At 39.1% G+C, this 14,804-nt stretch carries 12 protein-coding genes, 1 tRNA gene, 1 rRNA gene and 2 pseudogenes; 14 read left to right on the forward strand and 2 right to left on the reverse strand.

Translation table 11 applies throughout. The features are described 5' to 3' along the window. The first annotated feature begins 1 nt into the window (after window position 1). The 6 genes and pseudogenes from rrf to LREU_RS00785 form a co-directional block, all read left to right on the forward strand. A 5S ribosomal RNA gene (gene rrf, locus LREU_RS00760) occupies window positions 2–118 on the forward strand. 83 nt (window positions 119–201) lie between these two features. After that, window positions 202–274: transfer RNA gene (locus LREU_RS00765), tRNA-Thr, on the forward strand. A 189-nt stretch (window positions 275–463) separates the two neighbouring features. Beyond that, on the forward strand, window positions 464–652 hold the full coding sequence (locus tag LREU_RS00770) for a hypothetical protein (RefSeq protein ID WP_003667102.1): 189 nt from the start codon (window positions 464–466) through the stop codon (window positions 650–652). Continuing rightward, window positions 642–998: an IS66 family insertion sequence element accessory protein TnpB gene (tnpB, locus tag LREU_RS00775; RefSeq protein WP_003667088.1), complete on the forward strand. Its 357-nt coding sequence runs from the start codon at window positions 642–644 to the stop codon at window positions 996–998. Before LREU_RS00770 ends, tnpB begins: the two co-directional genes overlap by 11 nt. Before the next feature lie 66 nt (window positions 999–1,064). After that, on the forward strand, window positions 1,065–2,594 hold the full coding sequence (gene tnpC / locus LREU_RS00780; protein WP_003667087.1) for an IS66 family transposase: 1,530 nt from the start codon (window positions 1,065–1,067) through the stop codon (window positions 2,592–2,594). Between the two features lie 342 nt (window positions 2,595–2,936). After that, a pseudogene (locus tag LREU_RS00785) lies at window positions 2,937–3,434 on the forward strand (transposase); the annotation flags it as partial. A 592-nt stretch (window positions 3,435–4,026) separates the two neighbouring features. Here the strand turns inward: LREU_RS00785 and LREU_RS00790 are convergent. Then, window positions 4,027–4,995 (reverse strand): IS30 family transposase, encoded by a 969-nt coding sequence (locus LREU_RS00790; RefSeq protein ID WP_003667110.1) that lies wholly within the window; start codon window positions 4,993–4,995, stop codon window positions 4,027–4,029. Window positions 4,996–5,194: 199 nt separating this feature from the next. Between LREU_RS00790 and LREU_RS00795 the strand changes: the two genes are divergently transcribed. From LREU_RS00795 to LREU_RS00830, 8 genes and pseudogenes are all read left to right on the forward strand, one after another. Further along, window positions 5,195–5,911, forward strand: a complete 717-nt coding sequence (locus LREU_RS00795; RefSeq protein WP_011953376.1) for an NUDIX hydrolase — start codon at window positions 5,195–5,197, stop codon at window positions 5,909–5,911. Window positions 5,912–6,012: 101 nt separating this feature from the next. Beyond that, window positions 6,013–7,446: a nicotinate phosphoribosyltransferase gene (locus tag LREU_RS00800; protein ID WP_003667112.1), complete on the forward strand. Its 1,434-nt coding sequence runs from the start codon at window positions 6,013–6,015 to the stop codon at window positions 7,444–7,446. A gap of 15 nt (window positions 7,447–7,461) precedes the next feature. Beyond that, entirely contained in the window at window positions 7,462–8,007 is a 546-nt protein-coding gene (locus tag LREU_RS00805; protein ID WP_003673304.1) for a cysteine hydrolase family protein, read from the forward strand. A gap of 446 nt (window positions 8,008–8,453) precedes the next feature. Next, window positions 8,454–9,452 (forward strand): ADP-ribosylglycohydrolase family protein, encoded by a 999-nt coding sequence (locus LREU_RS00810; protein ID WP_012390489.1) that lies wholly within the window; start codon window positions 8,454–8,456, stop codon window positions 9,450–9,452. Window positions 9,453–9,471: 19 nt separating this feature from the next. Next, the gene (locus LREU_RS00815) at window positions 9,472–10,824 is read left to right on the forward strand and encodes a purine-cytosine permease family protein (RefSeq protein ID WP_003667117.1); all 1,353 of its coding nucleotides are present in this window, start codon (window positions 9,472–9,474) and stop codon (window positions 10,822–10,824) included. Window positions 10,825–10,829: 5 nt separating this feature from the next. Continuing rightward, the gene (locus LREU_RS00820; protein ID WP_003667118.1) at window positions 10,830–11,717 is read left to right on the forward strand and encodes a PfkB family carbohydrate kinase; all 888 of its coding nucleotides are present in this window, start codon (window positions 10,830–10,832) and stop codon (window positions 11,715–11,717) included. Between the two features lie 202 nt (window positions 11,718–11,919). After that, window positions 11,920–12,159 (forward strand): annotated as a pseudogene (locus tag LREU_RS00825) (winged helix-turn-helix transcriptional regulator); the annotation flags it as partial. A 349-nt stretch (window positions 12,160–12,508) separates the two neighbouring features. After that, entirely contained in the window at window positions 12,509–13,831 is a 1,323-nt protein-coding gene (locus tag LREU_RS00830) for an MFS transporter (RefSeq protein ID WP_003667120.1), read from the forward strand. 158 nt (window positions 13,832–13,989) lie between these two features. Here LREU_RS00830 and LREU_RS00835 read toward each other — a convergent pair whose 3' ends face one another. After that, window positions 13,990–14,730: an SDR family NAD(P)-dependent oxidoreductase gene (locus LREU_RS00835; protein WP_003667121.1), complete on the reverse strand. Its 741-nt coding sequence runs from the start codon at window positions 14,728–14,730 to the stop codon at window positions 13,990–13,992. Window positions 14,731–14,804 lie beyond the last annotated feature (74 nt).

Genomic DNA, 14,804 nt, shown 5'->3' on the forward strand with positions numbered 1-14,804 from the left:
GTGTGGTGATGATGGCTTGAAGGATACACCTGTTCCCATGCCGAACACAGAAGTTAAGCTTCAACACGCCGAAAGTAGTTGGGGGATCGCTCCCTGCGAGGATAGGACGTTGCCATGCGATCAAAACGTGAACCGGTTAAACGATTCGCGTCTTTTCTTTAATAACATTTTCTGGTATAATTAATTAGGAATTGTTATTATGCTGACTTAGCTCAGTTGGCAGAGCACGTCACTAGTAATGATGAGGTCGGAGGTTCGAATCCTCTAGTCAGCATATCTAAACTTAACAAAGTTTAATACTCCTTGATATATCAATACTTTTCAAAGGTATATCAAGGAGTATTTTTGTTTTTAAACTAAAAAAGAGGGTAAGCAGTCGTAAGCAGTCCATATTGACACGTCTAGCCATCAAAAACTTAGTCTTCTATACTAAAAGCAATCTTAGTACAGGAGGCTTTTTCTTATGGAAGGAAAACACGATATTGTATCACCAATTTTTAAGCCCAAGAATTCAGTTGTTAATAAGGATGAATTTATTCCTCGGCCAGCCGCAAAACTACAAGTTGATAACATTGAATTAACGATCTTTAAGGGAGCTAATCTCAGTCTTGCGACTGATATAGCTAAAGTGGTTATTCGTTATGCTCATTAATTGGCAGACACCGGAGCATGTTTACCTTGTTTGCGGTAAAACAGACCTCCGTAAAGGAATTGACGGTTTAGCGATGGTAGTTGCGGAGAACTTTGGACTGGAGTTATATAATAATTCGCTTTTTTTATTTTGTGGTAGTCGCAACGATCGGTTCAAAGCCCTTTATTGGGATGACGAAGGCTTCATTCTGCTATATAAAAGATATGAGAATGGGAGTTTAAGATGGCCTAAGAACAAAAGTGAAGTTAAAGAACTAAAGCCAGCGCAACTAAATGCCTTATTTACAGGTCTATCCCCATTCCCCGAGCGAAGCATTCATAAAATTAAACCAGGAAGTTTATATTAAGCTCTTTTTAAACTGTTTTGGCTCTGATATAATAACAAAAGTTTATTAGATCGGAGGTGACGTACAATGACTGAATCATTAAAGAAACAAAACGAAGCACTACGTGCGCAGTTGAAGAAAGCGCAAGAACAACTTGAACGACAAGCAGCTACGATTAAGCAACTGCAGGAAATAATTTTTGGAAAAAAAACTGAAGTTTTAGAGCAGGTAGCTGATGGACAACTATCACTATTTGATCCAGTTGATGATCTGAACTTGGATCAAGAGATTACTGAAGTAGTTAAAACAACTACGACTAAGGTCGTACGTCATCGACCAGCAAAGAAGCAACTAACTCGTCAAGAGTTTTTAGACCAACTTCCTCAAGTCGAGGAAGTTGTTTCTTTAAAAACGACTGCCTGTCCAGATTGTCAGCACAAAATGGCTCATATTGGAAAACGATTGGCACGACGGGAAGCTAGACTAAAAGAGCCCGAATTGTATTGTGCCAACTTATATGAGGAAAGCTATAAGTGTAAACACTGTAGTCAAGATGAAAATGATAAATTGGTAACTAGTAAGGCGCCCATGGCTTTATTACCACATAGTTACTTTTCAAGCAGTACTATGGCATTCATCGCCTATTTAAAATTTAATCTGGCGTTGCCTTTCCATCGGCAAGAAGGTTTTGTACAAGGGCTGGGATTACCTGTTAGTGCCAAGCAAATGGCCTCGAATATTATTAAAGTTAGTCAAACGTACTTAGAGCCGTTGTATCAGTATTTAAGCAATATAATTAGACAAGAACCAGTCATTCATATGGATGAAACACCTTTTAAAGTCGTTGATAGTCCTAAATCCCAAGACTATTTCTGGGTAACGCGGACAACGAAAGAGTTTGCCCAACATCCGGTTGTAGTCTTTCATCATGCCAATACGCGTTCTGGTAGAATCATTGGACAAATAGTCGGTAATAATTATCCGGGTATTATCATGTGCGATGGGTATAAAGGGTATAGTAATCAACTCTATCCGCAAGCAAAATTTGGTTCGTGCTTAGTGCATATTCGGCGAGAGTTTGTCAAACTGGTTAAGGCACTTCCCAAAACAATGAAGGCGTCCAAAGCGCAACAAGCAATAACTCTTCTTAGTCAGGTTTTCCATTCGGAAAACCAGTTGAGTTATCAAACGGCTAATGAGAAGTTAGTGCAACGGCAAATCCATGTCAAACCGCTAATGGATAAATTTTACAATTACATTAGCCAGATTAGCCAGCCGATTGGACAGTTGCGTAAGGCAATTCAGAACGCCATCCAGTTAAAATCACGAGTGTATCGTGTATTTGAAAATGGACAATTACCGTTAAGCAACAATTCAGTTGAGCAAAGTATTCGGCCATCAACACTAATTCGAAAGAATTGTCTATTCGCAAAAACCGAAGAAGGTGCCAAGGCGAACGCCGTCTACTATAGCTTAGTAGAAACAGCTAAACTAAACCAGCTTAACGTCCAGCGGTACTTAAAATACTTGTTTGATCACCTACCAGAGAGCAATTGTCAAGATCTGGCAGCTTTTTTGCCGTGGTCAAAAAGCGTACAAGAAGAATGTCACGAATAGAAAATCCCCGTGAAGCCATCAAGGACGATTCTACGGGGATTTTTTGTCTGTCAATAATGTGTCAATATGGACTGCTTACAAGCAGTCAATAACAGTAAGCAGTCAATAACAGTATGTCTAGCCCTGGCTACCCCGGATCTCCTATACTGAGACTATCATCAGTAAGGAGATTTTTATGTATGACAAAACAAAATGAAATTATTACCCCGGTTTTCAAAAATAAAGCAAGTGATTTTAAGAAGCATGTTTTTACGGCACGCCCTGCTATAAAAATCAATGTAAATGAAGTTGAATTGTAAGCAGTCAATAACAGTACGGATTGAAAAAATTGGGATCATGAGCTACCGACGTTTGCGAAAAGGTGATTCTGCGGAGCAGAAACAAGCTCGGCGCCTTAAACGTTATTGGCGGCTATTTCTTCAAGATCGGGAAAATTTAAGTACAAAAGTTTATTACGAAGGACGTTATTTTAATCGCGTTGTTAATTCCATTATGATCTTAGACTTAATATTAGCGTATGACCAAGAGTTAAGAGCCACCTATAATTTTATTCAATCCTTGAAGCATGCTTACAATCAACGTGATTTTACAACTTTCTTTCAATTACTTAAACTCCGGCCAGACAGTGTCAGCCATTATACAATCCACCGTTGTCAAGCTTTAGCGCGCTATAAAGAGGGAATTAAACGTGGCTTTGAGACGAAGTTCTCAAATGGTCGAACCGAAGGGATTAATAATCGAATTAAAACTATCAAACGAGTTGCCTGTGGTTATCGTTACTTTACGGCATTTAAAACGCGGATTTATTTAATTATTGGCCACCAAATTCAAACTAACTAAAAAGAACTGTCACGAATGACGATTCTAACTAAACCAATTTAATTGGCGAAAATTCATATTTGAGTATCAACACTACTTGACGTAGAGCCAAAAAAGTGTGTGCATAAGCTTGCATCAGGAAAAGATTGTATCTACTGATTTAATAGGCTTTGTGCCTATTTTTTTGTGTGCAAACGTATAAATAAAACGATGTTAAAGACATAGAAAAAAATCAATGACGTTATTTATGAGTATTGCTGCGTGGTTGTTTTGGCTAGTTTAAACTGTTGAATTCTCACGTTTGATTATTGAAAACAATGATTACCGACGACAGTTGATCTTCCATTTTGGCCGGTGCAGCGACGAAATCGTAAATTACTAAAATAAATGGATCGTTCAATAACTCGCTGTCTACGGCATGATACCGTGATGTTTTATCGGTGGAAGTACAAAATTAAAAGTTAATGGATTTATATCCGCTACATGACAAACATGTTTTAATTCTTCGGCTGTTGATTTAACCATCATTATGATTTCGGCATTAGCTGAATCGCTGAGTTGAGGGACGGCGTTTAGAAAAGTGTATTTGTTAATCCCGAAATGTCAATTTAAATTAGAAAAAAGTTGAAAGCTGTTCTTCTGTGACATAACTCATGAATACTTCTAGTGGTGTACGATAATTAAGAGACTTTCGTGGGATATTGTTGCGACGGTGCATTAGCTGAGTGACTAGTTCGTTTGGTAAATGGCGAAAATCTAGCTTTTTGCTAAGACCGTCACGACGCAAGATGCCGTTATTATTTTCGTTTAACCCTCGTTGATTGGGAGCACCGACTTCCGCAAAATAGGTATGAAGATCATACTTATTGGCTATCTCTCGCCATCCAGCAAATTCTTTCCCATTATCAAAAGTAATTGATTTAACAAAGTGACGTGGCAGTTTAGCGAGCCATTGGTCAAGCTGGCAATTCACTGCTTCGTCTGTTTTATGATGAATATTAAGGACAATCATTACTTTGGATTGTCGCTCTACTAGCGTCATTACCGCTCCGCGGTGAGCTTTACCTTGAACTGTATCAGCTTCAAAGTGTCCAAATTCATGTTGGTAATGCGGAAAATCACGATATCGTTGATAGATACTGCGTCCTAATTGGCCAGCTTTACCACGATGTTCCACATAGCCATTGGGATGGCGTTTTCCTTTCATCGGTAGCTGTTTAACGGAAAAGCCATACTGATTGCGGGCAAACATGCGATAGAGGGTGCGCATACTGCAACTAATCGGGTGTTCATGACGACCAATAATAGTATCAGGAGTCCAACCAGCCTTGATTTGTGCATGGATATAGTTAACCTCGATAGTTGGCAGTTGGGTCTGCTTCCGACCACAACGACGTTTATGACGCTGATAAGTCTGAAGATATTGGTCGATGGTTTTACCGTTATTGAGGAAACGATAAACACGATAGATGGTTTCTTGACTACGTTGAAGTAATTTAGCGGCCCGATAAGCTTTAGTGCCTTGATACCAAAAATCAGCTATGAGAGTTAATTCGCGTGTGGTAAGATGTTTATAGGTCATTTGTGATTGCCTTTCTTTTGATTAGGGATACTCAAAAGTCTATCACAAATGGCTTTTTATTTTTTCTAACTTAATTTTACAAACGGCGAATCATAAAACTACCTTGTAACAATTATTTTTAATTTATCATGAATGAACAGATGCCGATTTTTTTATTGCAATTTTGGATTGCGCTATAATATTTGATGAGGTGAAAAAGATGGTTGACAAAATTGTTGCACGACCGCTAATTACGATTGCAAATATTATCTGGAGCTTTAATCCGCAAACGCACTTGCCCCAAATCCTGCTTGTAAAACGGGCATATGCACCTTTTAAGGATCGGTGGGCACTCCCGGAAACTCTATTACGGAGCAATGAAAGCGCCAAAATTGCTTGCATTCGTTTGATTAAGGATAAAATTGGGGTTCAGCTTTCCAATAGTGCGACCGAACAATTAGCAACATTTACTAATCCCCAGCGGGTTAGTGGCGACCGCGCGTTGGCGATTGCTTACATGACATTTTTACCAGTGATGCCCCAGCTTAAAGCCGGATACGGGGCGACAGAAGTGCGGTGGTTTAGTCTCAATTTTGACCATGGTGACTTCCTGCTGCAAAACGGCGAACTTGTCTTGGGGTTATCCGACGATTCACCGTTAGCATTTGACCATCACCAAATTATTGGGACTGCAATTAGGCGCATTAAAAATAAATTAAACTATCAGCCGACGATTCTCCAGATCCTGGGGCCAACCTTTACTTTACGCCAGGCACGAGAAGTCTATGCGATCTTTTTACAAACAACGGTCGAGAAAATTGATAATTCTAACTTTAAGAAAACCCATCGAAAAATATTTAAGGAGGTTGGAACGGCTGCTACTAAGCGTTCGGGACGGCCGCCTAAGCTATTTAAACTGGCGGAGGGTTGTATTTAAAAATAGCGGTGCTATAATCGGAATAATAAAAGTTAATCATACTTTTATTTTTTACTATAATTTAGGTACTTTTTACTTAAAAGATTGGAAGCAAATATTAGATGAATCATGAATTATTAACCGATATGTACGAATTTTCGATGGCAAATGGTTATTATCTAACGCTTTCTCATGATAAACAGGCTCGGTTTGATGTCTTTTACCGGAAGGCTCCTGATGATGGCAGCTTTGTCATCAGTGCTGGATTAAAGCAGGTAGTTGATGAAGTTAAGAACTGGCACTTTTCTCCTGATGATATTGCTTACTTGAAATCATTGAAGCATTTTTCAGATGACTTTCTTTTTTACTTAACTGAAGCTCACAATCGGTGCTCCATTGAAGCATTACCGGAAGGGACGCCGGTTTTCCCGCAAGAACCGTTTCTAAGTATTACTGGTCCCTTGATGGACGTTCAATTGCTCGAGACGCTTATTTTAAACATCATTAATCACCAGTCGTTGATTGCAACAAAGGCATGGCAAATCACAAGTGCCGCGGACAATCGGCCAGTAATGGAATTTGGTGCGCGGCGGGCGCAAGGACCTGATGCCGCAATCTACGGAGCACGGGCTGCAATCATTGGTGGTTGTGGAAGCACCTCCAATGTTCTCGCAGCTAAACTGTTTAATGTGCCAGCAGTCGGGACAATGGCTCACGCCTGGATCGAAAGTTTTCCTGATGAATTGACCGCCTTTCGGGCATGGGCAAAAATTTATCCTGATAATGCGGCGTTGCTGGTTGATACTTACGATGTTTTGCAATCTGGGGTGCCAAACGCAATTAAGGTATTTAAGGAATTACGGGCTGCAGGGCATGAACCAGTCGGCATCCGCATTGATTCAGGGGACATTGCCCAACTAGCAAAGCAGGCCCGGAAGATGATGGATGATGCAGGGTTCCCTGATGCGAAGATCACTGCCTCGAATGCTCTCGATGCTCATATTATCAAGTCGCTATTAAATCAAGGTGCTCCACTGGACAACTTTGGAATTGGGGAAAGATTGATAACGAGTTCATCTAGTCCTGTTTTGAGTGGGGTCTATAAGATGGCGGCGCTTGAAAATAAAGGTAAGTGGGAGCCCAAAATCAAGATCAGTAATAGTCGAGAAAAGGTAACGCTGCCGGGACATAAGCAGGTTTACCGCTTATACGATAAGCATGATCCCCAGCATGCCGTTGCGGATGTGATTGCCCTGGCTGATGAACAGATTGGGTCCAAGATTACGGCAATCAGTGCCGACGTTCATGTGACCCGGAACAAGGTTATTTTGACTGACTTTATTGCTAAGCCGTTACTGCAGCAAGTGTTAACGCCTGATAAGACGGCGACATGCGAAGCTAATCCCTTTGTAATTCAACGGTTTGCGAAGAAGAATTTAGCACAGTTGCCGGCAGCAACCCAACGCTTGCTCAATCCTGACCACTTCCCTGTTTACCTAACGAAGCGTCTTGTTGATTTACAACAAAAATTAATTGATGAAGCTACCAATATGTAAGAGAGGTAAGAAATGATGGCAAAAGCATTATTGATAATTGATTATACTTATGATTCTGTTGCAGATGACGGTGCACTAACATGCGGTAAGCCGGCGCAAAAGCTTGAGAATAGTCTCGTTGAATTGGCCGATAAATTTTATCGGGCAGGGGATTATGTAATCTTCCCAACCGATGGGCATACGGGGGATAAGTTCAGCCCGGAATATAAGCTATACCTCCGGCACAATATTGTTGGGACGTCAGGACAGTTACTATATGGCGAGTTAAAGGAGTGGTATGACCAGCACTGCGATAGCGACCGGGTATACCAGTTCAATAAGAATCGTTATTCCGCTTTTCAGAATACTAATCTCGATAATTATTTACGTGAACGAAAAATTGATGACTTGTGGCTTGCCGGCTTGTGTACTGATATTTGTGTTCTTCATACGGCCATTTCTGCCTATAATTTGAATTACCATCTTACTATTCCGAGGAAAGACGTTGCAACCTTCACTAATAATGGTCAACAGTGGGCGCTGGATCATTTTAAGAATTCATTAGGGGCAACCTTGGTTTAATGAATTTTGACCGGAAAGAATAGACAAATTTTTATGCAATAGTTAAAGTATAGTTTACTTAAATATTGTGATCCCTTGGGCAAACGTGGAAGCTGACAATAAAGGTAGAACGTCCAAGTAATCGTAATTAAAAGTAGCTCTTGTCACAGTTAAGTGATGCAGTAGGAAGGGCTAGCCATCCTAAACACCTATTGGTTGAATTTTCAGAAAATTAATAAAAATATGATTGGCTATCAAAAGTCTACTATGATACATGGTACAGTGTGTAAACGTTGATATATCAAGATATTCTACACTTGAATACGAATATAAGGCAATTGCTTCGACAACACTATTAAGAATGTCAGCCGTTGCTGTTGATGAAGAAGAAACATTATGAAAAGGCCAAAGACACATATAGCAATTTTGCTGAATTCGATTTAACGCTTGGTGCGTGGGGAGTTTTTATGCGAGATAAAGATAAAATTTTAGGAGCATTATATGGACAAGCAATTGGTGATTCAATGGGAATGCCTACTGAATTATGGCCAATTCAAAAAATTCGGGATAAGTTTGGCCGGAATATTACAACCTTTTTAGATGGTACAGACGATAATGATATTGCGATTAATTTTAAGGCTGGTGAGTACACCGATGATACCAACCAAGCGTTTGCAATCTTAGATGCGCTTATTGAAACAAACTGGGAACCAGATACTAAAGTACTAGTTAAGCACATTATGAAGTGGGCTGACGCTGTTGGAGTATGGACCAATAATATTTTAGGTCCAAGTAGTAAAGCAGCACTCAAACTGGTAAAGGAAGGGAAGAACCCATCTGAAGTTACCAAAACTGCTTTAACTAATGGTTGTGGTATGCGGATTTCACCAATTGGTACTCTTTATGAACCTGAAGACTTTGATCAGTTAATTGAGATGGTTTATGAGGTTACTAAGATTACTCACTCTAGTGATGTTTCCATTTCAGGAGCTGCAATGATTGCAGGAGCTGTTACTGCTGCAATGGCTGACTACGACTGGGATGACATTATTGATTATGCTAAAAAGGCAAACGATGCTGGTTTTAAATTAGGTACGCCAACGTGGGCTGCACATAACAAAGAACGGCTTGAAGTCGGGATTGCCCTTGCACATAAGTACGAAGGTAATGATGAAGCATTTAGTCGAGCAATTTCCAATACTGTTGGAACAGGAACCACGATTTCAGAGAGTATTCCAGCAGCACTGGCAATTGCTTACTATGCTAAGGACGTAAAGAAGAGTGCCTTCATTTGTACTAATTTAGGTGGCGATACCGATACGATTGGCGCAATGGCAACTGCAATTTGTGGAGCAAAAGTTGGTGCTAAAAACATTCCAGAAGACTGGAAAAAGTTAATTGACGAAAAGAACCCTCAACACAATATTCAAGAGTTTGCAGATAAGATTTCTGAATTTAAGGCATAGTAAAATGAGGTGAATTACTATGGATAATGAATTTGTTAAAGTTCCAGAAAAAGATAAAACGTTAAGTCCTGGGAAACTTTTCTATAACTGGTTTGCTGCTAATATCGGTATTATGGGTTTCGTTTATGGTGCTATTATTGTTAGTTATCATTTATCCTTCTGGCAATCAGTTACGGCAGCGTTGATTGGTGCATTGACTTTTGCAATTCCGGGTTGGGTTGCAATGATTGGGCAACGTGAAGGTGTAACCACATTTAAGATGAGTCGAGCAACTTTTGGTACGCATGGTAACAAAATTCCTAACTTTATGGCTTGGCTAAATATGGTTGGCTGGCTTGCTGTCAATGTAATTACTGGTACTTTACTATTTTCTGCAATGCTAAAAACAATCCATGTCCCACAAACTGGCTTTACAAAGTTTATTTGTTTAGTTGTTTTCGCAGGATTAGTCTTTCTGTCAGGTATCTTTAAGGAAGATACTTTAGCTAAAATTCAGACTTGGTTAAGCTGGATATTTGGTGGATTAACATTAGTTATGTTGATTATGTTCTTAATGAACGCAAATTGGGGTGAGGCATTTGCTATGAAGCCGGGCAGTTGGGTAACAGGCTGGTTACCAGCTGTTGCCTTCATTGCTGCCGGTTCTAGTATCTCATGGTCAATGGCTGCAGCTGATTGGGGTGCATACGTTCATCCTAACACGAAGCCATCTGCTACTTTTTGGAATACTACTTTAGGTGCTGCTACACCACTTTTCATTTTAATGGCTGGTGGGGTATTGCTAAGTACAATTTCCCCAAGTTTAGCTAGTGCAAGTGACCCATACCAAGTAATGTATGGAGTTATTCCAGGTTGGTTTGGTTTTCTCTACTTCTTAGTGGCTGCTGGTGGTATTATTCCACAATGTTTAGTTTCATTCCGTTCAGCGCGAATCAATCTTTCTACGATTGGAATTGAAGTTTCACAAAAGAGATCATTAATTTTGCATGCTGTGATTATTATTCTAATTTCTATCTATGTTTTGTTTATTTCTGGTGACTTTTTAAGCAACTTTGAATTGTTCTTAAACTTCTTGGGCATTTGCCTTGCTTCATGGGTTGCTATCTTCTTAGTAGATAGCGTTATTTACCGTAAGAATGGCTATGATGTTAAGCTAATGGAACCAAATTCATCTGTACACTATAACTGGCCAGGAATTATTTCTTGGATTATTGCTACTATTTTCGGCTTCCTCTTTACGTCAAATGCAGCATATCGTGGACCGTTTGCTCATGGTATTTTTGAAAATAACAGTAGTTTGGCTGTCTTCGTTTCAGGAATTGCTGCAATTATTGTTATGTTTATTAAGAGTAGTGATAAGCAGGAGGATTGAGTATTATGACCAAAAAAAGTCTAATTATTGGTGCTGCTTTTGTAGATGTAATAATGGACGTTCCGCAGATGCCGACTTCGGGCAGTGACGTTACAGCAAAATTAAAGTCCTATAATGTTGGTGGTTGTGCTTTCAATGTCTACGGTGCAATTAAACACTATCTAGGTGCTAACTCTGCTGACCTCTTTGTGCCTGTGGGAAAGGGACAATATAGTGAAATAGTTCGAAAAACAATGAATTATAGCAGAATTCCAATTTTACTTGAAGATAACCATCAAGATAACGGTTGGGATCTTTGCTTGGTTGAGCCAAATGGTGAGCGGACTTTCATCACGGTTCCAGGAATTGAACAAGATTGGAAAGATGAGTGGTTTAGTAAGATTAATTTGTCTGATTATAAGTATTTCTATGTAAGTGGTTATGAAATGGAAGACGTAAAATCAGCCAATTTACTGTTGGACTACTTGGAACAACGTGATAATGATTCATACATTCTGTTTGACGCTTCACCACGAATTAGTCATATTGATTCCCGGATTTTAAATAGGCTAATCACAAAAGGCGTAATTATTAATGCCAATGAGGATGAAATTGGTTTTCTTAGTGATAGAGATACATTGGAAGAAAAGACAAGTGACGTTTTTGAAAAAACTGACGAACCAGTTCTCGTTACTCTAGGTGCTAAGGGAACTTACTTATATGATGATAATGGTGGAAGAATCATTAGCAGTGATAAAGTCGAAAATGTTGTCAATACAATCGGTGCTGGTGATACTCACTGTGGTGGAGTGATTGCTGGACTGCTAAATGGTAATTCATTTGCAGAAGTATGTAAGATTGGAAATAATCTTTCTGCACAAGTTATTCAGCAAGAAGCTGGAAGCCTTATCTAATAGTTTTTGTTATTACATAAATTGAATAACAGGTAAAACAGAGTACGTAGGCTATAATGCTGCCTTTTTAATCAGTGATCAAAATGCAACAACTACAAAAGATGCAGTTTATCAGGGTAATGATGTTATGAAATTTAAGGATAAATGGGGAATAACCGGTGCTCTGACTTCTCAAATAGATGAATTACTTTACAAACGGCGAATTAAAAATAAAGTATGTCGTTTTAGTGAACTACAAAAACGAATGCCGAATTGTTCTAGGCGAATGCTATCTTTACAACTTAGCGAATTAGAAAAAGATAACATTGTCGAAAAGAAACTATATCCAGTTATTCCTCCTAAAACAGAATATAAATTAACCCGTTTTGGATAAACGTTAACTCCACTTATTATTGAAATGGAGAAATGGGGAAGAATATATAACACTATAAATTTAGAATAAAATTAAAAAATGGTGTGAAATTTTATTGATTTCTAATTATAGCTATGATAAGATTTTACTATTAATTAAGACGAAAGCGAGAACAGATTAATGTCATTTACTACTAATGTACACGTAAATATTATTATTATTCGGATCATTAATTAGATGATGCGAATAATTAGTGCTGTTCGCATCACCATACTAGGGATGTGAACAGTGATAGTGGTAGAGACATTTCTGTCAGCCAGTTGACTGTTCAACAGTTAGCTGGTTTTTTTATTGAAGGGATGTGAAAAAAATGGAAAGTGAAATTAAGACTAGAAGTGATAATAGATCGTAAATTAAACTGAAATGAGAGGTAAATACTATGGATAGTACAGTAACTAACACCCCGCAGACAAACAGCAAGCTTAATGTAAAACGTGATCCTGTCAAGACAGTAATTTTGGCTTCGATGATGGGAACGGCAATTGAGTTTTTCGATTTTTACGCTTACGGGACTGCATCTGCTGCTTATTTTCCCAAAATTTTCTTTCCGCAAATGACCCCTTTACTTGCAACACTTTTAAGTTTGTTAACTTTTGGAGTAGCCTTTGTAGCACGCCCGATAGGTTCCTTCCTATTTGGACATTATGGTGATCGTTTAGGACGCAAGAAAACACTTGTGGTCTCACTTTTAGTAATGGGAGTGGCGACGGTAGCCATTGGTTTCATTCCTAGCTATCAGGTTATCGGCGTTTGGGGAGCATTGTTACTTTGCCTTTGTCGGTTTGTCCAAGGAATCGGGCTTGGTGGTGAATGGTCCGGGGCTGTATTAGTAGCTACTGAAAATGCTCCGGCTAATAAGCGGGCATTATATGGTGCATTTCCGGAAGTGGGAGCACCAATTGGATTCTTCCTATGCAATGGCTTATTCTTTGCTTTAGAACGGGTACTAACACCAACGCAAATGATGACGTTTGGTTGGCGAATTCCTTTTTGGGCCTCAGCTGTTTTAGTCGTTATAGGGTTATATGTCCGACGTCGTTTACAGGAAACACCTTTGTTTAAATTAGCTCAAGAACGTGATAACACAGCTGCTTCGCCTCTTCGTGAAGTATTCAAATCTAATTGGCGTGAAATCTTAAAAGGAACTTTCATCATGGGAGCAACCTATGCACTATTCTTTACATTAACAACTTGGTCATTATCATATGCTACAACAGCTTTAGGTTTTACCTCTTCGGAATTTTTATTATTATTAATGGGTGCAATTGTTGAATTCGCTGCTTTGATCATGTTAACTTCTGTATTAGCAGATCGTGTTGGTCGGAAAAAAGTTCTATTAACTGCGTCAGTAGCACTAGTTGGCTATTCCTTGGTATTCCCATATTTCCTTACAGGACAACATAACTTAGTTGGCGTTTTACTCTTCTTAGGACTAGGATTCTTAGTAATGGGCACTCTTTATGGTCCAGTCGGTGCTGTTTTGCCTGAACTGTTCCCAACCAGAGTTCGCTATTCTGGTGCAGGAATTACTTATAACTTAGCTGCAGTGGTTGGGGCAGCCGTTGCTCCAACTGTAACAACGTGGTTAATTGCTAATTATGGATTACATTCGGCTGGATATTATATGCTAGTTTTATCAGTACTAGCAGTTATTTCTTGGTTATTGACAAAAGAAACAAAGGATGTGGATTATACTAAATAATATCTTGTTTAGAGGAATTAGTGAGAAAACCTACTGACTATAGTTATTAGATAAAAATTTATGTCCCCGTTAAAAAAGATGATGCAAAAACTTTGGTCAAGTCATAATTAATAAAGCCACTGGTAACACACATTAAGTGCTACTAGTGGCTTTATTATTTACATTGGTTGTCCAGTTGAGATTTCAAAGCCGGCTGTTACAGGAATTACTTCTCCCGTAATTGCGCTAGCAGCTGGGCTGGCAACGAAATAAATTGCAGCGGCGACTTCTTCTGGTTCAACAATCCGATTTAACGGGCTGTTCTTAGCGAATTTTTGTTTATCTTGGTGAAAAAGCGGGGTATTAGTCGGACCAGGTGCAACAACATTTACGCGAATATTATTTTTACCGTAATCAATTGCCATTGCCCGAGTCATGTTAATAATTGCTCCCTTGGCGGCATTATAAGCAACCATTGCTCGATCACCAGCCATTCCTGAGACAGAGGAAATATTAACGATACTACCATGATCTTGTTCAATCATTGTTGGCAAGAAGGCTTTGCTAACGAGGAAAGTTCCCTTAACATCAACATTAAAGATTTTATCCCAATCTTCTTCACTGGTTTCATGAACCTCGCCGTGAATAACGATTCCTGCATTATTGATAATCGCATCAACGGTTTTAAATTTATTGAGGGTTATTTGCTTAACATGTTCAACCTCACTTGATTTACTAATATCGGCTTGAATAAAAGCAACTTGTGCCGGAGAATACGTTTCGCCTAATTGTTGTTCAACCTGCATCCCCTTTTCTGCATCACGACCGATAAGCACCGTATTCCACTCGTTTTTAAGAAAAATATTAGCAGTGGCAAGACCAATCCCAGAGGTTCCACCAGTAATAACAACTGTTTGCATATATAAAACTCCTCTCTAATCTTTTCTCTAATTATGGCATTTTTGGCCGAATTTAGCTATTTGTTAGGAAAGTC

Origin of the sequence: Limosilactobacillus reuteri subsp. reuteri, assembly GCF_000016825.1 — a bacterium.
Classification (GTDB): Bacteria; Bacillota; Bacilli; order Lactobacillales; family Lactobacillaceae; genus Limosilactobacillus; species Limosilactobacillus reuteri.

Excerpts from the sequence above, each read along its gene's own strand:
- LREU_RS00770 (WP_003667102.1), top strand. The coding sequence starts at position 464 with ATGGAAGGAAAACACGATATTGTATCACCAATTTTTAAGCCCAAGAAT.
- LREU_RS00810 (WP_012390489.1), top strand. The coding sequence starts at position 8,454 with ATGCGAGATAAAGATAAAATTTTAGGAGCATTATATGGACAAGCAATT.
- tnpC (WP_003667087.1), top strand. The coding sequence starts at position 1,065 with ATGACTGAATCATTAAAGAAACAAAACGAAGCACTACGTGCGCAGTTG.
- LREU_RS00795 (WP_011953376.1), top strand. The coding sequence starts at position 5,195 with ATGGTTGACAAAATTGTTGCACGACCGCTAATTACGATTGCAAATATT.
- LREU_RS00830 (WP_003667120.1), top strand. The coding sequence starts at position 12,509 with ATGGATAGTACAGTAACTAACACCCCGCAGACAAACAGCAAGCTTAAT.
- LREU_RS00835 (WP_003667121.1), bottom strand. The coding sequence starts at position 14,730 with ATGCAAACAGTTGTTATTACTGGTGGAACCTCTGGGATTGGTCTTGCC.
- LREU_RS00820 (WP_003667118.1), top strand. The coding sequence starts at position 10,830 with ATGACCAAAAAAAGTCTAATTATTGGTGCTGCTTTTGTAGATGTAATA.
- tnpB (WP_003667088.1), top strand. The coding sequence starts at position 642 with ATGCTCATTAATTGGCAGACACCGGAGCATGTTTACCTTGTTTGCGGT.
- LREU_RS00800 (WP_003667112.1), top strand. The coding sequence starts at position 6,013 with ATGAATCATGAATTATTAACCGATATGTACGAATTTTCGATGGCAAAT.
- LREU_RS00790 (WP_003667110.1), bottom strand. The coding sequence starts at position 4,995 with ATGACCTATAAACATCTTACCACACGCGAATTAACTCTCATAGCTGAT.
- LREU_RS00805 (WP_003673304.1), top strand. The coding sequence starts at position 7,462 with ATGGCAAAAGCATTATTGATAATTGATTATACTTATGATTCTGTTGCA.
- LREU_RS00815 (WP_003667117.1), top strand. The coding sequence starts at position 9,472 with ATGGATAATGAATTTGTTAAAGTTCCAGAAAAAGATAAAACGTTAAGT.